At 59.3% G+C, this 19,626-nt stretch carries 13 protein-coding genes; 1 reads left to right on the top strand and 12 read right to left on the bottom strand.

Annotated features, from left to right (window positions below; genetic code table 11):
* Positions 1–80 precede the first annotated feature (80 nt).
* The 10 genes from FHT82_RS20120 to FHT82_RS20075 form a co-directional block, all read right to left on the bottom strand.
* Positions 81–1,412: a glucoamylase family protein gene (locus tag FHT82_RS20120; RefSeq protein WP_183734455.1), complete on the bottom strand. Its 1,332-nt coding sequence runs from the start codon at positions 1,410–1,412 to the stop codon at positions 81–83.
* A gap of 256 nt (positions 1,413–1,668) precedes the next feature.
* Positions 1,669–3,507: an ABC transporter ATP-binding protein gene (locus tag FHT82_RS20115; RefSeq protein WP_183734454.1), complete on the bottom strand. Its 1,839-nt coding sequence runs from the start codon at positions 3,505–3,507 to the stop codon at positions 1,669–1,671.
* A 40-nt stretch (positions 3,508–3,547) separates the two neighbouring features.
* On the bottom strand, positions 3,548–4,303 hold the full coding sequence (locus FHT82_RS20110; protein ID WP_183734453.1) for a DUF1028 domain-containing protein: 756 nt from the start codon (positions 4,301–4,303) through the stop codon (positions 3,548–3,550).
* Positions 4,304–4,305: 2 nt separating this feature from the next.
* Positions 4,306–6,090, bottom strand: coding sequence for a gamma-glutamyltransferase family protein (locus FHT82_RS20105; protein ID WP_183734452.1), 1,785 nt, complete (start codon positions 6,088–6,090; stop codon positions 4,306–4,308).
* Between the two features lie 21 nt (positions 6,091–6,111).
* Positions 6,112–6,996: an ABC transporter permease gene (locus FHT82_RS20100; RefSeq protein ID WP_183734451.1), complete on the bottom strand. Its 885-nt coding sequence runs from the start codon at positions 6,994–6,996 to the stop codon at positions 6,112–6,114.
* On the bottom strand, positions 6,993–7,940 hold the full coding sequence (locus FHT82_RS20095) for an ABC transporter permease (protein WP_183734450.1): 948 nt from the start codon (positions 7,938–7,940) through the stop codon (positions 6,993–6,995). Before FHT82_RS20095 ends, FHT82_RS20100 begins: the two co-directional genes overlap by 4 nt.
* Positions 7,941–8,003: 63 nt before the next feature.
* The gene (locus FHT82_RS20090; RefSeq protein ID WP_183734449.1) at positions 8,004–9,512 is read right to left on the bottom strand and encodes an ABC transporter substrate-binding protein; all 1,509 of its coding nucleotides are present in this window, start codon (positions 9,510–9,512) and stop codon (positions 8,004–8,006) included.
* Positions 9,513–9,591: 79 nt separating this feature from the next.
* Positions 9,592–10,317 (bottom strand): FadR/GntR family transcriptional regulator, encoded by a 726-nt coding sequence (locus FHT82_RS20085; RefSeq protein ID WP_183734448.1) that lies wholly within the window; start codon positions 10,315–10,317, stop codon positions 9,592–9,594.
* Between the two features lie 207 nt (positions 10,318–10,524).
* Positions 10,525–11,967 carry a M81 family metallopeptidase gene (locus tag FHT82_RS20080; RefSeq protein WP_183734447.1) on the bottom strand — a complete coding sequence of 481 codons (1,443 nt, stop codon included), beginning with the start codon at positions 11,965–11,967 and terminating at the stop codon, positions 10,525–10,527.
* Between the two features lie 8 nt (positions 11,968–11,975).
* Positions 11,976–13,109, bottom strand: coding sequence for an ROK family transcriptional regulator (locus FHT82_RS20075; RefSeq protein WP_183734446.1), 1,134 nt, complete (start codon positions 13,107–13,109; stop codon positions 11,976–11,978).
* Between the two features lie 405 nt (positions 13,110–13,514).
* On the opposite strand from FHT82_RS20075, the gene FHT82_RS20070 reads away from it, so the two are divergent.
* Entirely contained in the window at positions 13,515–15,203 is a 1,689-nt protein-coding gene (locus tag FHT82_RS20070) for an ABC transporter ATP-binding protein/permease (RefSeq protein ID WP_183734652.1), read from the top strand.
* A gap of 98 nt (positions 15,204–15,301) precedes the next feature.
* On the opposite strand, the gene FHT82_RS20065 is transcribed toward FHT82_RS20070, so the two are convergent.
* Together FHT82_RS20065 and FHT82_RS20060 are read right to left on the bottom strand one after the other, a co-directional pair.
* The gene (locus FHT82_RS20065; protein WP_183734445.1) at positions 15,302–16,621 is read right to left on the bottom strand and encodes a glucoamylase family protein; all 1,320 of its coding nucleotides are present in this window, start codon (positions 16,619–16,621) and stop codon (positions 15,302–15,304) included.
* A gap of 98 nt (positions 16,622–16,719) precedes the next feature.
* Complete coding sequence (locus FHT82_RS20060; protein ID WP_183734651.1) at positions 16,720–19,182, bottom strand: phosphoketolase family protein; 2,463 nt, start codon at positions 19,180–19,182, stop codon at positions 16,720–16,722.
* Positions 19,183–19,626 lie beyond the last annotated feature (444 nt).

Here is a 19,626-nt window from a genome sequence, read left to right as displayed (position 1 = left end):
TCGAATGCGGAAATGCTCTGTCTCTCTTTTCGCGCACTTCCGGAAGGAAAACCGCTGCGCAGTTTTATTGGAATTGCTCTCTAGCCTGCCTTCAGAACCAGTTCTTCCGACTCCTCGCCAGCCAGCCAGCCGCCGGTGAAGCCGGCGCGCTCGAGGCCGAGGCGGATCACCGCGTTCTTGCGCATCAGTTTCCAGATGAAGTCGGAACGTTCGTTCTCGACCGTCATGACGACGAGACCCTGGTCGATGGCGACGGTGCGGTCATCGACCCAGCCTTCCGGCCGCTTGGTCTGGACGGTCGGGTTGAAGCCGCCAGGGAAGCCGCCTTCCAGAAGCAGGTTCGGATAGGTGGTCAGCAGTGCCTTGGTGCCGTCGATGGCGGCCTGCCGGTCGTAAGGCAGGCAGGCGAGTGATGCCCAGGGCGCGATCGTGCCGTCATCGGGACCGAGCGGAGCGCCACGGGCAGCATAACCAAGCACTTTCGGGTTACGGCCGCCGCGCATGCGCCGCGTCGGCGGCGGGCCATCGCAAGCGGTAAATCCCCAGATATCCTTGCTGTAGCCGACGAACTGGCCGGGATTGCGTTCCGCATAATCGCGCTGGACGTTGATGACGACCTGCGTGTTGCGGAAATAATCCCAGTTCCGCTCAGCCATCGGCTTGTCCTTGATGCCGCGGAAATCGATCCAGGCATGGGAGAAGAGATGGATGAAGAGCGGGCCGGCATAGAGATAGGGTTGCTCGTTGAAGATCATCCACGAATAGCTTGCCGTGAAGGCGTCATAGCTCGATTGCGGGATCGGGTAGGTCGGTGACGCAAGCGCCAGCGTGTAGAGGAGGATCGCTTCATCGAAGCCATGGTAGCGCCAGCGCAGGAAACCGGAAGAAGGCTTCCAGCCCATCGAGATAGTGTCGCCCTTGTTCAACGCCCAGCGCCAGTCGACGCGCTCGTAGATGAATTTTGCGAGCGCGCGGATCTCGGTCTCGGTTTCATCCTCGCCGTCGAAATATTGCGCGGCGGTCAGAATGCCGGCGACGAGCAGAGCGGTATCGATGGTCGAAAGCTCGCTGTTCCAGGCGCGGTTGCCGGTATTCACGTGCAGGAAGTGGTAGAAGAAGCCGCGATGCCCGGTTGCGTGGCGTTCCGTACCCTGTTTGGCGTTGGCGAAAAAGTGCAGCGTGTTGAAGACGCGCTCGGCAGCTTCCGCGCGGGTGATCCAGCCGCGCTCGACGCCAACAGGATAGGAGGAAAGTCCGAAGCCGACCGCGGCAATGCTTGCCGGCACGCCAGGGATCGACGTATCCGGCACAAGCCCGTTTTCTGGATTGGAATATTTCAGGAAATATTTGAACGCTGAGTGCTGCAGCCTGTCGACTAGCGCGGCATCAATGTCTTCAATCCGTTGCAGCATGTGCTCCTGCCCAACTGTTATATCGCCCCATGCTTCAACATGGTGGCTGCCCCCAGGCAAATCAAACCTTTTTGATTCGCAAGGATAAGAGAACACAAACGCCGGCAATTGGCGTTAATAATTCCCAGTGAAATAATATCTGGAATAAATGATATAAGCGATGCAGCAAAAGGGATTAAACCGCACCCCGCGGATGCGGTTCGTCTCGCGCAATATCTACCATTCTCAAGCTGTCGGTTGAACCTGCTGGACTGGCTCAGGCGGCTTCCTCCATCCGCACCATATGGCCCGTCACGACCTCGCGGAACTGACGCTTCGGAGGCACGTAACCCACGGGGCGGACAGGGCTTTTCAGTTCGTCGGTGCCGAGATTGCGGCGGATGCCGCGGCGGGCGGGATCCGGTATGGGAACCGCCGCCATGAGTTTCTTGGTGTAGGGATGCTGCGGGTTGCGGAAGAGTTCTTCACGCGGGCCGATTTCGACGATTTCACCCAGATACATAACCGCGACGCGGTGACTGACGCGTTCGACAACAGCCATATCGTGGGAGATGAAGAGGAAGGCGAGGTTGAGGCTCTGCTGCAGGTCCATAAGGAGATTGCAGACCTGCGCCTTGATCGAGACATCGAGAGCCGAGACGCTTTCATCCGCAACGATCACTTTCGGGTCGAGCGCAAGAGCGCGGGCGATGCAGATGCGCTGACGCTGGCCGCCGGAAAACTCATGCGGGTAACGCTTCATCATGTCCGGCTTCAAGCCGACGCGTTCGAGCAGGTCCGCGGCCTTGTCGCGCGCCTGGGCTCGGGTGCCCAGCCCGTGTTCGATGAAAGGTTCGGCAACGGCTGCTCCCACCGTCATGCGCGGATTGAGGCTCGCGAAAGGATCCTGGAAGATCATCTGGATGCTGCGGCGCATGTTGCGCAGTCTGGTCGCATCGAGGTTCAGCACGTCATAGCCGTCAAGGTTGACGGAGCCGCCATTCGGCTGCACCAGGCGGGTGATCGAACGGCCGGTCGTGGACTTGCCGCAGCCGGATTCGCCAACGAGCGCCAATGTCTCGCCTTGGAAGAGGTTGAAGGAGACATTCTCGACGGCATGAATAGCGCCTGTCCTGCGGCCCAGGAGGCCACCGCGAATATCGAAGCGGGTGACGAGGTTCTTCACCTCAAGGATCGGCGTCTTGCGACGGTCGATGGTGTCGGCCACCTCCACTGGTTCACTGCGCTCGCCCGTCGCCGTATCTATAACGGGAAAGCGCAAAGGCCATTTTTGCCCGTCCATCGAGCCGAGACGCGGCACGGCGGAAAGCAAAGCACGCGTATAAGGGTGCTTACCGCGGTTGAAGATATCATCCGTCATACCGGTTTCGACCGCCTCGCCGCGATACATGACGATGGTGCGATCGGCGATCTCGGCGACCACGCCCATGTCATGGGTGATGAAGAGAACGGACATGCCCTCCTCTTCCTGCAGCACCTTGATGAGATCGAGGATTTGGCCCTGAATCGTCACGTCGAGCGCGGTGGTCGGCTCGTCGGCGATCAAAAGCTTCGGCCGCGATGCGAGCGCCATGGCGATCATCACGCGCTGGCGCATGCCGCCGGAAAACTGGTGCGGATATTCGTCGAAGCGGGAGGCGGCATTGGGAATGCGGACCTTCTCCAGAAGGCGGATGGTTTCAGCCCGCGCGTCAGCCCTGCTGATATCACCATGGCAGGTGAGCGCTTCGGAAATTTGCCTGCCGATGGTGAAGATCGGGTTCAGGCTGGTCATCGGCTCCTGGAAGATCATGGCTGCCTCCTTGCCGCGGACCGCGCGCATATCGCTGTCGGAGAGCGAAAGGATGTCACGGCCATTGAGCGTGATGCTGCCTTCGACACGGCTCGAGCCTTTGGCAAGCAGGCGCATGATGGAGAGCGAGGTGACGCTCTTGCCCGAACCGCTCTCGCCGACGATGGCTACCGTTTCCCCCGGCATGACATCGAAGGAGACGTTGCGGACGACGGATTTCCATTCACCGTCGGCGAGGAAGGAGGTCGTCAGGTTCCGGACGGAAAGAACCGGAGAGACGGATGCTGCAGGCTGATCACTCATTTCGTTCCCTTATTCTTTTTTATACCGGATGGTCGGGCTTTCAGGTCTTCAAAGGCGTAGCGAAGGAGGCCGATGGCCGCCCTTCCGCAATGCGCGCGGCTTCCAGCGCTGCGATCTTTTCATCGATCTCGCGCCTGTCAATCATTCCGTCAGGATTGGCTTTCGTAGCCATGGTCTCGGCAACATGCATGTAGCGCTCCTGCGCTACGGCATAGAGACGGTGCAGTTCGGCGAGCGGATCGGGATGATCGTCCGCGCGGATGCTGAGCCAGGGATAATCCTGGTCGCGGTGGACGAGGAGGGCGGCGGACTGTTTGCCGCGCTTGTCGCCGCCGGCATCCTCGCCGGCCTGCATGGCTTCGAGCAGGCGCGCGATGAAGGGCTTGTCCATCGCCTTCTTGTAGGCGGCAAGCGTCTGAGCGACGACCTCGGGACCAGCCAGCATGTTGCCGGCGACGGAGATGTTGTCGTCCACCAGATGACCGGCCCAGTCGATGCATTTCGTGCCGGTAAAAGCAGCGTTGCGGCCGGCGGCATCGATCAGGTGAAACTGGCGCTGGTCGCGACCGGCGTCGCGACTGGTCAGTTCGGCGATGATCTCATCCGGCGCCTTGCCGCCGGCAAGCAGGACAAGGCCATCCGTGCCGTAGAGTGGGCTGACGAAAGCCTGAGTGGCGACCGCACCGATGCCGCCGCGGATATGCGGCACCAGCCCGCCGACCGCAAAGAAACGGGTGGCGACGGCTATGCCGAGATAACCAGTCTGGGGATCGCGGGCGACCATGGACCAGGTCATACTTACCTCCCAATCGCGTAGGCCTGCATCAGGCGCGGCGTGGCTGCGGCGCGCAGCAATCCATCGGTATCGCGGCGGGCAGCCGTTAGGCGACCAATGGTCCAGGGCTCGGAGACGGTGAGCGCGTGGCCGCGGGCGCGCAGGTTATCGAGCACATCGATCCTGAAATTGCCTTCCACCATCAGGCCGCCGGGTTCACGCGTGCGCGGATAGAAGGAGCCGGGGAAATGCGAGGTGTGGAAGAGCGGCTGGTCGATCGCCGCCTGCAGGTTCATCTTGTGATGGACATAGCGCAGGAAGAAGGAGAGCTGCCACTGTTCCTGCTGATCGCCGCCCGGCGTGCCGAAGGCAAGTGTCGGGCGGCCTTCGTAAAGGGCGAGCGAAGGTGTCAGCGTCGTGCGCGGGCGCTTGCCGGGAGTGAGCGACGTCGGCAGGCCGGGCCTCAGCCAGAACATCTGGGCACGCGAATTCAGGCAGAAGCCAAGGCCCGGAATGATCGGCGAGGACTGCAGCCAGCCGCCTGAGGGCGTGACCGAGACCATGTTGCCTTCGCGGTCGATGACATCGATATGGACGGTGTCGCCGCGCTTTTCCGTCAGATGCGCCATGGTCGGCTCGTAGACTGCGCCTGTCTTGGAATCTGCGCCGAGCATCTCCATCGTTACGTCATATTGCTGCTCGAAGCCCGCCAGTTTTCCGGGACGCAGGTCGAAGGATGCTTCGTTCGTAATGAGTTTGCGGCGGACGGCGGCGTAGGTGTCTGACAGAAGCTGATCGAGCGGCACCTCGCCGAATTTGGGATCACCGTAGTAGACCTCTCGATCGGCGAAGGCGAGCTTCATGGCTTCGGTCACGGTATGGACGAAGTCGGCGCCATCAGGCGCCATTGCGGCGATGTCCATGCCCTTGAGGATCGACAGGGTCTGCAGGAAGACCGGACCTTGGCCCCAGGGGCCGATCTTGGCGACCGTCCAGCCGTGATAGTCGTAGGTCTGCGGCTCCTCGATCGTTGCCGACCAGTTCGCCATGTCATCCGCCGTCAGCACTGCCTTATGCCGGCTGCCGCTTGCATCCATCACTTCCGCGTTTTTTAGATAGTCTGCGATCTTCTCGGCGACGAAGCCGCGATAGAAGGCGTCTCGGGCGGCTTCGATCTGCGCCTCGCGGTTTTGCTTTGCTTCCGCCTCGGAGATGATGCGCTTCCAGGTCTCGGCCAGAACCGGGTTCTTGAAGTTGGAATTCGGCTCCGGAACAGAGCCTCCCGGCACCCAGGTGTCGTAGGAGGTCGGCCATTCCTTTTCGAAGAATTCGGCAAGCCCCTTGATGGTGGCCGAAACGCGGGGCAGCAGCGGATGGCCGTTTTCGGCGTAGTAGATCGCCGGCTCGAGCACGTCGCGCACACTCATCCTGCCGTAGTCGCGCAGCATCAGCATCCAGCCGTCGAAGGAACCGGGAATGACGGTTGCGAGCAGGCCGTCGCCCGGGATGAGTTTTAGGCCCTCAGACGTATAGTGTTCGATGGTGGCTCCTGCGGGAGCAGGACCCTGCGCGCAGATGACCTCGACCTTGTCCTTTTTCTTCGAATAGATGATTGCCGGCATGTCTCCACCGGGACCGACGAGGTGCGGCTCCAAGATCTGCAAGGTGAAGCCGGTCGCAACCGCCGCATCGAAGGCATTGCCGCCTTTTTCCAGGATGCTCATGCCGACCGCCGAGGCGATCCAGTGCGTTGAGGTGACGACGCCGAACGTGCCCAGAATTTCGGGGCGGGTCGTAAATGCGGTCATTTCATATGTCCTTTCGAAGAGTCATGCTTCGCGCGGATCGAGCGCATCGCGCAGGCCGTCGCCCAAGAGATTGAAACCGATAACGACGAGGAAGATGGCAATGCCCGGCCACATCGCCATCCAGGGCGCCTGGCTGAGAAAATTCTTGGCGACGTTCAGCATCGAGCCCCAGCTCGGCGCGGGCGGTTGTTGGCCGAGGCCGAGGAAGGAGAGGCTGGCTTCGGCGATGATGGCGGTCGCGATCGTCAGCGTCGCCTGCACGAGGATAGGTGCGAAAACATTCGGCAGGATGTAACGGGTGATGATGCTGAAATGGCGAAGACCGATGGAGCGCGCGCCTTCGATATATTCCTCTGTCTTGACCGCCAGTACCTGGCCACGCGTCAACCGCACGAAGATAGGCATTGCCGAAAGGCCGATCGCGATCATCGCGTTGCTGAGGCTCGGACCGAGGAAGGCGGCAAGCGCAATCGCGGTGATCAGGAAAGGCATTGCGAGGAAGGCTTCGGTGATGCGGGAGATGATCATGTCGATCCAGCCGCCGAAATAGCCTGAGATCAGGCCGAAGGGCACGCCGATGAGAACGGCGATCGCCACGGAAAAGACGCCGGCCATCAGCGAGGCCTGCGCGCCCCAGATCATGCGGGAGAGAATATCGCGGCCAATGTCGTCGGTGCCGAGCCAATGGGCCGCTGACGGTGCCTTGCGGATCATCGACCAACTCGTGGCATTCGGATCGGGGAGCGGCAGGAGTGGCGCGATGATGGCAAGGATGGCGAAGAAGGCGATGATGGCGAGGCCGACGAGCGCGCCCTTGTTAGCTTTGAGCTTGCGCCAGGCGCGGCTCGGCGCACGCTGCTCGGTTGAGGCGATGGGTGCGGCAACGACTTGATCGATTGCGGTCATAGCGAAGCCCTCATGCGCGGATTGAGGAGAACGTAGAGCACATCGGCCACGAGGTTCATCAGGATGAAGCCGATCGCCGTGCAGATGACGACCCCCTGGACGACAGCGTAATCGCGGTTGAAGACGGCATCGACGATGAGCTTTCCAAAGCCTGGAATGGTGAAAATCTGCTCCGTGAGAACTGCGCCGGCGAGAAGTTCGCCAAAAAGCAGAGCGGTCAGTGTGACGATCGGCAGGACCGCGTTGCGGAAGCTGTGTTCCAGCACGACGGAGCTTTCCGGAAGCCCCTTGGCACGGGCGGTACGGATGTAGTCGGCGCTCAAGACGCTCAACATCGCCGAGCGGGTGTGGCGCATCAGCGTGGCGGCAAGCGCGTTGCCGAGCACGAAGGAGGGCATCAGCATGGTCTCGATCGAGCGCAGCGGATTGGAGAAGAAGGGCTCGTAACCCGAGGCTGGAAGCCAGCCGAGGTTCACCGAGATCAGCAGGATCAGCATGATGCCGAGCCAGAAATTCGGGATCGACAGGCCGGATAATGCGATGATGTTGGCGAGATAATCGATGATCGTATTTTTCTTGACAGCCGCCAGGATGCCCATCGGCACGCCGATGACGAAGGCGAAGATCATCGACATGATGGCGAGCTGGACGGTAACCGGTAGTTTCTCGGCCACCAGTTCGAGAACCGGCTGGTTGGTGCGCAGCGAAATGCCGAGATCGCCCTTCAGGGCCGAGCCCAGCCAGTAGAAATACTGGTAGGGGACGGGATCGTTGAGGTGATATTTTTCCCGCAGGAATTCCAGCACCTGCGGATCGCGCTCTTCGCCGGCCATGGCTAGGACCGGATCGCCCGGCAGAAGTTTCTGCAGGGAGAAGACGAAGACCGAAATGATCAGCAGAGTTGGAATGGCGACCAGCAGCCGCTTGGCGATGAACCTGTACATGGGCGCTCCGATACCATCAGCGGAACGCGGCGAGGATCGCCGCGTTCCTGAAGCGTGCGGCTATCAGCCTTCCTTCTTCACGCCGACGAGGCGGATCATGCCGTCGGGCGAAGCAACGAAGCCGGTGATGTTCTTGTGCAGCGCCCAGATCCAGGACTGGTGGCCGAGGAAGATGATCGGCAAATCGTCATTGAGGATCGTGGTTGCGGCATCGTATTTCTGCTTGCGCACGGAATCGTCAGGGGACTGGCGAGCCTCGTTCAGCAACTTGTCGACATCGGCATTGCAATATTTGCTGTCGTTCAGGCCGGCGCCGCAGGTGACGAACTGCTGGATATTGCCGTCAGGATCGACTCGGCCGGACCAGTCGGAGCGGCTGAGCTGATAGTTGCCGGCGGTCTGCTCGTTGAGCAGGGTGGCAAATTCCGTTGTCTTCAGGGTCAGGTCGAAGCCGGCTTCGGCGACCATGGACTGGATGATCTGCATCATCTGCATGACCACCGGGCTGTTCGACACCTGCATTTCAACCGGAATGCGGTCGAAGCCTGCCGCCTTGACGAGGGCCTTGGCTTTTTCGACGTCGCGGGCCGGAACCGGAACATTCTTGTCGAACCACGGGCTGCTCGGCGGGAAGGGCTGGTTGCCGGCAACGCCGGTGCCTTCGAAGACGATCTGCATGGCGGCATCGCGGTCGATTGCCAACGAGAAGGCCTGGCGCAGGCGCTTGTCCTTGCCCATCGGGTTGTCGGCGCGCACGCCATTGCCGACATTGGTGTAGATGCCGAGCCAGCCGGTATTGACGACATCCTTGTAGACGAGGTTCGGGTCGCTCTTGACCGTCTCGGCGTCGGTGGCAGCCAGGCGTTCGATCATATCGAGATCGCCGGAGCGCAGGTTGGCGAGGCGTACGGTCGAATCCGGGATCGGCAGATAGGTAAGCTTGTCGATGAAGACATTGTCTTTGTTCCAGTAGTCCTGGAACTTTTCGAGTACGATACGGTCCTGCTGGACGCGTTCGACGAATTTGAAGGGGCCGGCGCAGACGGGATGGTCGCCGAACTTCGCGCCGAGTTCCTTTGCGGCCTTCGGCGAGACGATCATGCCCGCACGGTCGGAAAGTTGGGCCAGCAGGGTGACATCTGGGCTCTTCAGCGTGAACTTGACTTCATATTCGCCTGACGCCTCGACCTTCTCGACGGAGCTCAGCTCGCTCTTGCGACGCGATTCCGGCAGGGTCATGTTGCGCTCGATGGTGGCGACGACGGCTTCGGCGTTGAAGGGTGTCTCGTCCTGGAACTTCACGCCCTGGCGAAGCTTCATGGTGAGTGCCTTGCCGTCAGCCGACCAGTTCCATTCGGTCGCAAGCTGCGGCACGATCTTCAGGTCGGGCGAGACATCGACGAGCTTGTCGCACATCGCGGTATAGACGATGCGACCGACGAAGGTGCGCGACTGCGCGGGATCGAGCACGTCGGCATCGTCCTGCAGGCCGATTTTCAGTTCGGTCGCGACAGCGGGAAGCGCAAAAAGCGCTACCGCTGCGGCTGATGTCAGCAATCTGGCGAATTTCATTTCATTCTCCTCTGTTATGTTTTTGTTTCACGATTGTCGTGTCGAGCCGTCGGTTATCTCCGCCGTGCCGTTTCCCCGCTCAGGTGGGTTCCTTCTCGACCTCCGTCTCGCTGTGGTCGAGAGAGGTAATGCGGATGAGGCTTTCCTGCAGCGTCAGCAGGTGCTGGCGCATGGCTTCGCCGGCTTTTCCCGGATCGCGGGCGGCGATAGCATCGACGATGGCTGTGTGCTGGCCATGGGTGACTTCGCGCGTGCGGCTGGCGCTGCGGGCGCGCTCGCGGATCGCCTGCCAGGCTTCGTCCTGGCGCACGCGGTTGATGACGTCGAAGATCATGAGGAAGAATGTGTTGCCGGCGCATTGGGCGATCTGGCGATGCAGCGCGCCATCCCAGAGTTCGCGGCCGTCGGCATCCGTGCTTTCATAGATCTTCTTCACCAGATCATACATCCGCTCGACATCGGCTACCTTGGCGCGCATAGCAGCAAGTTGTGCAAGCTGAGGTTCAACGCGCAGGCGCACTTCCATGATTTCCATGAGATCGGTGTCGGCGACGATGGAATCGACATGGTTGCTCCAACCGTCCGGCCGCTTGCCGGCAAAGGTGCCGGAGCCTTGCCGGCGCCAGATGCGACCCTCGGCCTCCAGCACTTCCAGCGCGCGACGGATCGAGCGGCGGCTGACGCCGAGGATTTCGGAGAGCGTACGTTCGGTTGGCAGCTTGCCATCGGCATCGAGACTATCCGACTGCAGGAGAGCCCTCAGCTTCTCCAGCGCGTAGTTCGAATTGCCTTGCGTATCGTCCATGATTGGCTGAACCAATTTAATATTGGTTCAATGCAAACCAAATCCAGCGGATCGTCAAGCGCTTTTTTGTGCAAATAAATATCTGCCTGTTTATTGATCGTATGGCCTATATTTGCGACAGATCCAAAGGTACGCACACGTTTTGATGAGAACTGCACGCTAGACAAACGTGCGGTACCAAAAATCAATTGGTTCGCCTATCAAACCTCAGCGGTTCGCGGAGCGTGCCGATAGGAAAGCTTGCGGCTCGAAGCCGAAATCCTTGTCGAAAGGATAGGTCGGGTGCTGCTTGCGCAGGCGCGGCAGGCGCTCGACGAACTGGTCGACGACACCGACCGAGAGCGCCATGAGGTTGGGATTGGCGATCGGTGCGAGTTCCGGCGAGAGATAACCCGACTTGACGACGACGATCTTTGCCGTGCGCGGATCAAGACCGAGGCGGGTAAAATCGACGATGTTGTGATAGGGGCGGCGCTTGGCGGAGAGCACCAGATCGATGCCGCCGATGGAAACGACGGCCTGCCGATCGGCTGCGTCGCCGGTTTCGTGCAGGAACTTCACCGTGAAGCGTCCCGTCACCGGCTTGCTGCCCTTGGTATCGAGCGAGGCGCCGACGGTCAGGTCCAGCGTAGCGCCGACGTTGGCCGCATAGCAGGCTTCCGTTGCCGCCTTGTCGGCAATGCCGGCGAAGACAACGCCGGTGGCGCCCTTAGCGATCAGTTCGGCAAGGACGTCGGCACGATCGCCCACACCGCCGCCGGTCGGGTTGTCGCCGGATTCGGCAAGCACGACGGGGCCGGTCGGGCTAGCGATCGCCTTGGTGACGCATGCCTCGATCGAGCCGGTCTCGCAGCCGAAGACGAATTCCTCGCGTACGTCCCAATAGGCCTTTGCTATACGCTTTGCCTCACGCTCCAGAACGGCACAGTCCGTGCCGGTCATGATGGCGGCGGCGGTGGCGCGGGGCTCGTCGGCCCAGACATAACCGACCATCAGCGAGGCATCCCAGACGCCATCGAGTGCATCGATGCCGGGCAGTTCGGCATAGAGGCTCTTTGCCGGTTCATCCACGGTGCTCGTGCGTTCGCCCGGCAGGACGACCGGGATCGGTGCCCAAAGCAGGGTGGGTTTCACACCGCTCTTCAGGCTCTTCACCAGCATCGAAACCGAACGGCGCATCGTCTCCTCGACATCGATATGCGGCGCGGTGCGGTAGGTAGAGTACATGTCGATCGCATCGAGGATGCGCTGGGTGACGTTGCCGTGCAGGTCGTAACTTGCCGAAACTGTACAATCGTCGCCGACGAGCGCGCGGGCAGCGCTGATCCAGTCGCCTTCCGCATCCTCCATGCCTTCGACATACATGGCGCCGTGCATGGCGAGATAGAGGCCGTCGAGTGGCAGAAGCGGCTTTAAGCGTTCCAGGAATTCGGCCTTGAAGGCCTCGTAGGTGTGGCGCGCGACAGGGCCGCCGGCAATGGCGCGGGCATGGATCGTCGGCAGGAATTCGGCGTCGTAATCCTTCAAAAACGCAAAATATGGAGCGGTCAGCAGTCCCTCGCCGCGCACCACCCGGAAGTCCTTCTCCTCGTTCAGGACGGGATTGTACGTGCTGCATTCGATGTGAATGCCACCGACGGCGATGCGCATGGGAAACCTCAGCTTATCTTGGGACCAATCAGAAAATTATGGGCAGCGATGCTGGCAGCGCCCCGTGCCCAGACGTCGCTGTCGACGCGGCGGGTGCGGATCGGCGTTGTGCCTGCGTAACGGGGAAGAACATTGGCTTCGATCGCCTGTTGCACGACCGTGCCGAACAGGCCGTCGAAGGAGCCCTCGATGTGGGTGATGAGGATCATGCCGGGATCGTTCATCTGGATCAGATGCGAGATCGCCAGCCCGAGCGCGGCGCCCGCCTTGTGGATGATGGCGATCGCTTCGGCGGTGCCGTGCGAGGCTTCTTCTTCCAGTTCCGACAGCGAGGTGCATTTTAGCCCGGCGGCCCGCGTCATCTCCTTGATCGCTTTCATGGAGGCGATCGTATCGAGACAGCCGCGCTTGCCGCAGCGGCAGGGCGCGCCGCCGGGGTCGATCGTCGCATGGGCGATTTCGCCGGCACCGCCATGATTGCCGCGATAGAGTCTGCCGTCGATGAAATGGGCGCAGCCGATACCGTCTCCCAGTGACACGACCGAGAAATTCGGCGTGTCGCGGGCAATGCCGAAGAGCTTCTCGCTGACGGCCACGGCCTTGGCGTCGTTTTCGATGAAAGTATCGACGCCACTTGCCTGGCGGATGATTTCGGCGAGCGGCACATCCTGCCAGCCAAGAAGGGTGGATTGTACGCAGGTCGCCTGCTTTTCATCGACGAAGCCCGACAGCGCCACGCCGATGCCGGCTAGCTTCGAGCTTGCCTGCGTTTGGCCCTTCAGGATTTCCGGCAGGCTGGAGGTGATGGCATTGGCGATGACCTTGGGATCGCGGGAATAGGGCAACTGCTGGCGGGCGATGATATTGCCGTTAAGATCGCTGAGGATCATCGGCGCAGGATCTTCCAGAAGCGATATGCCGATGAAGAAGGCGCATTCCGGCTTCAGGTCGAGCAGGACGGAGGGGCGGCCCTGGCCGTAGACCGTTTCCGTTTCATGTAGAACGCCGCGATCGATCAACTCGCGGGCAATGCCGCTCATCGCCGCTTTGCTCAGCCCGATCGCAGATGCGAGATCGGTCCGGCTGAGGGGACCGGACTCGCTTATGACCCGCAGAAGCTCGCGCTGCGATGAGTTGAACATTAAAATTCCTGATCCTACTGCTTGTGATTTCGCCTCGACAATAAGTTCACAAAATGAACCAATCAATCAATATAAATTACAAAAATTGATCAAGGCGGACCAAAAGGGCGGTTTCAAGAATCAAAAGAGGGTGAATCTATGGATATCATACGCAAGAAATTTATTAGCGCTCGCCAATTCGCACTAGGTTGTGCCGGAGCGCTGTTTGCGCCGCTTTCGGCCTGCTCGATCCGCGAAAATAGCAGATAGATGCAACGCGTCTTGCGTTGCGCAGGATCGATCGTTTAGGAGTCATATCCCGGTTGGGAGCCCGCCATGGAGAAGGCTGGCTCATCCGCTCGCGCGCCGTTCTCTGTCGCACGTTTTTCGCGCTATAGTTCGTCCAAGCATAAGTTGGAGGCAACTATGGGCCAGCAGCAAATTCCGCTCAAGTTGACGGCGACGCGGTTCATCCACGCGATCAAATTGTTCATGACATCCGATGTCGGTGGACGAGCCGGGTTCCTTCTCGCATCGCTGATCGCTCTTTTTGCCGGTATCAGTGCTCTGAATGTCGTCAACAGTTTCGTCGGCCGGCATTTCATGACTGCGATCGCTGAAAGGCAGACTGCCGAATTTGTTCGCCAGGCGATCCTCTACTCTGGCGCTTTTGCTGCTTCGACGGTCGTATCGGTGATTGCCCGCTTCGCCGAAGAACGACTGGCTTTGCTTTGGCGAGAACACCTCACCCGTCGTGCAATCAGCGTTTATATGACCGACGGTACGTTCCACCGGCTCGGCATTCAGGGTAAAGTTTCCTATCCTGATCAGCGGATCGCTGAGGATGTCAAAGCGTTCACGACGACGACGCTCTCCTTTCTGCTTATGCTGCTCAGCAGCGTATTGACGGTCTTCACCTTTTCGAGCGTGTTGTGGCTGATCAGTCCGCTTCTCTTCTTTACGGCGGTTATCTACGCGGCCTTCGGGTCGTTTATGACGATCATGTTGGGACGACCTTTGATCGACCTGAACTATAACCAGCTCGATCGCGAAGCGGCCTTCCGGTCCGAGCTGATCCGTGTTCGCGAAAATACGGAATCGATCATGATCGGGGGCTCCGAGCTACGCCACATAGATCGGCTCCTCAAGCAGTTTGATAGCGTCGCTGCAAACTTCAGGCGGATAATTGGCATCAATCGCAATGTTGGTTTCTTCACCACCGGCTACAATTGGATGATACAGATCATTCCTGTCGTTATCATCGCACCCGCGTTCATGCGCGGTGACATGGAATTTGGTGTCATCACGCAGTCGGCGGCGGCCTTTGCCATGCTTGTCGGTGCGTTCTCATTCATCGTCGCACAATTCAACTCGATCTCGAATTTCGCGACCGTCGTGGCGCGTCTCAGTTCCCTTTTGGAAGCGATCGAGGAGCCCAGCAGCCCAGCAGACATCAGTCTCGAACTCGTCGAGGCTGAGGGGAGCCTTAGCTATGAACATCTGACGCTGAGGTCGCCGACAGGAGAGGCATTGGTAAAGGATTTGTCGGTTCTCATCCCGACAGATACGCGAGTGATCGTTGCTGGAGAAAGTGAGGCCGCGGCCACCGCTTTATTCCGGGCCACGGCAGAACTTAATCCGTCAGGGACCGGGCGCATCGTCATCCCACCCCGTCAACATGTGCGGTTTCTCGGTCAGCGGGCCTATTCGGGTCCGGGAACCCTGCGCCAGATCCTGGCGCCGGCGGAGCGCTCGATAGAGGAAACGGATGACCAAATCCTCGCTTTGCTGAGGAATCTCGGCCTTGCACGCGGTTTGACACCCAGCGATCTGGACAGCGAGCAAGACTGGTCCACGTTGCTGTCGCCGCGTGAACAACAGCTCGTCGCACTTGCAAGCGCGATCATAGCCACTCCGTCATACATTATTCTGGAAAAAGCCGACGCCATCTTCGGTCACGAACTTCTGACCGCTATCCTCGGGCTCCTGGCCGAAAGAAGGATCGCGTGCGTCAACTTCGCCGAGCCGGGTGCCCCGCGCTCATCCTATGATGCCGTTCTGGAATATGTTTCGGACGGTTCCTGGAGGTGGATCGATCAAAAACAGAAAGCCTGACTGTCACGCAGCTTGGTTCTTTGAAACCTCAGGTCGTCTGCAGTGCTGTGCGCTAGCCGGTTGTGTGTCAGGAAGTTGGGGCGGATTCGGCACGACCATCATAACCAGCCGCCTGAAAACCCTGCTCGTCTTAGTCCGACCACCACCGGCTCGCATCGACGCATGATGTTCCACAGCAAGCCGGTTCGGTAGTTTTCGATCATCAGGACGACGGGACCTTGGTCGATCCCGAAATGGTAGGGGCTGACCCACCATCCGTCGTTGTTGTCGCCAGTCGTATATGTCTGGTTGAACGACGGCCTAAACCCGTAAAGTCGCGTCATGCCCAGTTTCATGCGGGCAAAGTTTCGCACGGTCGGGATGACGATTTCCGGCGCAAATGGCAGCGAGGCAACCACAACCCAGGGGGATACCGTTCCATCATCCGGTCCATAGGGAGCGCCCCGGGCGACGTAGTCGAAGAATTCCCTATCGACGCCGTCTATGTTTCGCTTGATCCAGCCAGGCCCATCGCTTGCCGTGAAACCCCAGCAATGTTCGCCGTAGCCTTTAAAGTTCAGCGGGTTGCGAATGGCGTATCCCTGCTGAACGAACGTGGCGTGCCGGCTGTTCTGGAAATAGTCGCTGTCGTGCCCGCGCATGAATTTATCGCGAATTTCACGAAAATCGATCCACATATGTGAAAGCTGGTGCGTGAAGAGCGGACCGGAATAGAGCAATTCACGTCCGAAGATATTCCGCCATTCGTAGCTCTCCGTATAGGCCGTGAAGCTTTCAGGCGGCAGAGGGTGGCTCGGTGAGCCTAGTCCGAGAATGTAAAGAAGCAGGCCTTCGTCATAGCCGCGCCACCGATATGGAATGAATCCGCTTTCCGGTCGCCAACCATGGGTGAGCGTAGCCCCGTGGTCGCGAGCCCAATTCCAGTCCACTCGCTCATACAGCGATTTGGCAAGTGCGCGAACCTTCGCCTCGTCCTCGGTGTCTGCATCGAAATAGGCTGCGACGGTCAGAGCGCCGGCGAACAGGAAAGCCGAGTCGATCGTTGACAATTCGCATTGCCAGACCCGTCGCCCCGTCTCAATGTCGAGGAAATGGTAGAAGAAACCCTTGTAGCCGGACGCATCAGGTTCCGGCCCCTGGTGGCAGGACATCAGGAATTCCAAGCGGCGTCGGGCGATCTTGGCGGCAAACTCGCGAATGACGACTCCGCGCTCCACTATGACAGGAATGGTCGCAAGAGCCATGCCGATGGCGGCGATGCTCGCCGGTGCGCCCGCCTGTGTCTTGTCGCGAACCAATCCATTGTCCGGATTCGTGCATTGCAGATAATAGAGCAAGGTCGTGAACTGAAGGCGACCGAGGTCCTCATCCGTCGGCATTCGGTTCAATTCGGGATCGGTTGACAGTAATTCCGACATGATAGGGTAGCCGAGGAGATCAGATGGTTTCGTCGGACAACCGGAGGCGGCCTTGGCCGGACGCCTGCCGGCATGATCGTTTACGCGCAACGCGTCTATTAGGCATTGTCTCCCTCTGTGGAGGTCGCCGCCTTCATTTTCCCCGCGCTCTTGACGCCCCATGCCCAGCCGCTGATCTCAGGCATATCATCACCATGCGCCTCGATATATTGCCGGTGCTCGATCAGCTTCCCGCGGATTGCCTGCTTGAAATAGGCCGCGCGCGCGCCAAGTTGCGGTAGCCGATCGATGACGTCTTCGACGAGATGAAAGCGATCGAGCTGGTTCAGAACGACCATGTCGAACGGCGTCGTGGTTGTTCCCTCTTCCTTATATCCTCGGACGTGCAGGTTTTTATGGTTGGTTCGTCGATAAGTCAGCCGGTGGATCAACCAGGGGTATCCGTGGAATGCGAAGATGATCGGCTTGTCCTTTGTGAAGAACGCGTCGAAGTCAGGATCCGAAAGTCCGTGAGGATGTTCGCTCGAGGGCTGCAGCTTCATCAGATTGACGACATTGATGACCCGCACCTTCACTTGGGGAAGGTGCTCACGGATCAGCTGTACGGCTGCGAGCGTCTCCAAGGTCGGCACATCGCCGCAGCAGGCCATGACCACGTCGGGTTCCGAGTCCCGGTCATTGCTGGCCCATTCCCAAATACCGAGACCTTCGGCGCAGTGCTTGATGGCCTCATCCATCGTGAGCCATTGCGGGGCGGGTTGCTTGCCCGCCACCACCACGTTCACATAGTTGCGGCTGCGCAGACAATGATCGGTAACGGACAGGAGCGTATTGGCATCCGGCGGAAGATAGACCCGGATGATCTCTGCCTTCTTGTTGATCACATGGTCGATGAAGCCCGGATCCTGATGAGAAAAGCCGTTGTGATCCTGTCTCCACACATGCGAACTCAGGAAGTAGTTGAGCGAGGCGATTGGCCGCCGCCAAGGGATGTGGTTGCACACCTTCAGCCATTTGGCGTGCTGATTGAACATCGAGTCGATGATGTGAATAAACGCCTCGTAGCAGGAGAAAAAGCCGTGACGGCCAGTCAGCAGATAGCCTTCAAGCCAGCCCTGGCATTGATGCTCGCTCAGGACCTCCATGACGCGGCCGTCGGGCGACAGATGATCGTCCTCGGGGTAGATCTCGGCCATATAGCAGCGATCCGTCACTTCCAGCACGTCCTGCCAACGGTTGGAATTGTTCTCATCGGGGCTAAACAGCCGAAAGTTCTTGCTGCCAAGATTCAGTTTCATCACATCGCGCAGGAACTTGCCCATGACGCGAGCGGATTCTGCGGTCACCGATCCGGGCTTGGGAACCGAGACGGCGTAATCGCGGAAATCCGGCATCTTCAAATCTCGTAACAACAGACCACCGTTTGCGTGCGGATTGTCGCTCATCCGGCGATGTCCGGTCGGTGCCAGCGCGGCCAGTTCAGCACGCAGTCTGCCATCGTCGTCGAAAAGTTCTTCGGGCCTGTAGGTCTTCATCCAGTGACGAAGCACCTTGATATGTTCCGCTTTGTCCATGTCGCCCATCGGAACCTGATGCGAGCGCCAATAGTCTTCGCATTTCTTGCCGTCGATTTCCTCCGGGCAGGTCCAGCCCTTCGGCGTGCGGAAGATGATCATCGGCCACGCCGGCCGGCTGACATTTCCCTTGTCCCGCGCTTCCGACCAGATCGCCTTGATCCTGGCGACGGCGGTGTCCATGGCCGCGGCAAGCTGTTGCTGCACCTTGTCTGGCTCATGGCCCTCCACGAAGAGGGGCGCATATCCCATGCCCTCAAAGAACTTCAGCAATTCCTCCTTGGGAATACGGGCAAGGAAGCAGGGATTGGCGATCTTGTAGCCATTGAGGTGCAGGATCGGCAGAACGCATCCGTCACGGGCTGGATTGAGGAATTTGTTGCCATGCCATCCCGTCGCAAGCGGTCCGGTTTCAGCCTCCCCGTCACCGACAACACAGGCGACGATCAGATCGGGATTGTCGAAGGCTGCTCCATAGGCGTGGCTGAGCGCATAACCGAGTTCGCCACCTTCATGTATGCTCCCTGGTGTTTCGGGAGCAACGTGGCTCGGGATGCCACCAGGAAAGCTGAACTGCTTGAACAGCCGCTTCATGCCTTCCTCGTCCTGACCAATATTCGGGTAGAATTCGGTGTACGTCCCCTCCAGATAGGCATGTGCAACGAGCGACGGTCCGCCATGGCCAGGGCCGATCACATAGATCATGTTGAGGTCGTCTCGCTTGATCACCCTGTTAAGGTGCACATATAGCATGTTCAGGCCTGGCGAGGTTCCCCAATGGCCGAGCAACCGCGGTTTGATGTGTTCGCGTGCGAGAGGCTTTTTGAGCAAAGGATTGTCGAGCAGATAGATCTGCCCAACAGACAGATAGTTCGATGCCCGCCAATAGGCGTCCATCAGGCGGAGTTCCTCAGTGGAAAGCGGGGTCTTTCCAGACGACGCGATTGAGGCTGGTTTGTTCATGACTGCCGTTTCAGGTGAAGCCATCTGAGTCTCCCAATCAAAATAACATTGCTGAATCTCGTTGGCCTGTTTCACGAAGGCCGATGCAGTCTCATGTCGATGCTGGGGTATTATTGAGGAGGAGATTCCGGGAAATGCTCCACCACGCCGCGGACACCACGGACACCTTCCGCCGAACGTTGTTGTCAGGTGATACTGTGACAACCGTTGTCGTCATTACATCTTTGACGAGCATATCGATCCACCGCAGGTCTGAACGATGGGAATCTTCCTCTGCCTATACCAGAGGTAGGCATAGGTAACCGCTTGCGCGAAGAATTCTCCCAACAAAGCTCAAGAAGCCTAATCGGATACTACCGCATTTTGCATTGAGTTGGATCAATCGAACGCCGCAAATTTGTCTGCGGAAAGGTGACCGAAGGAGCAACGCATGCCTTCCGGCATCGGGTATCGATTGATACTTGGCCT

The sequence above is a fragment of the Rhizobium sp. BK275 genome (assembly GCF_014193555.1).
Taxonomy (GTDB): domain Bacteria; phylum Pseudomonadota; class Alphaproteobacteria; order Rhizobiales; family Rhizobiaceae; genus Rhizobium.
Note: the sequence above shows the minus strand (reverse complement) of the source record. Positions and strands in the feature narration are given on the sequence as shown.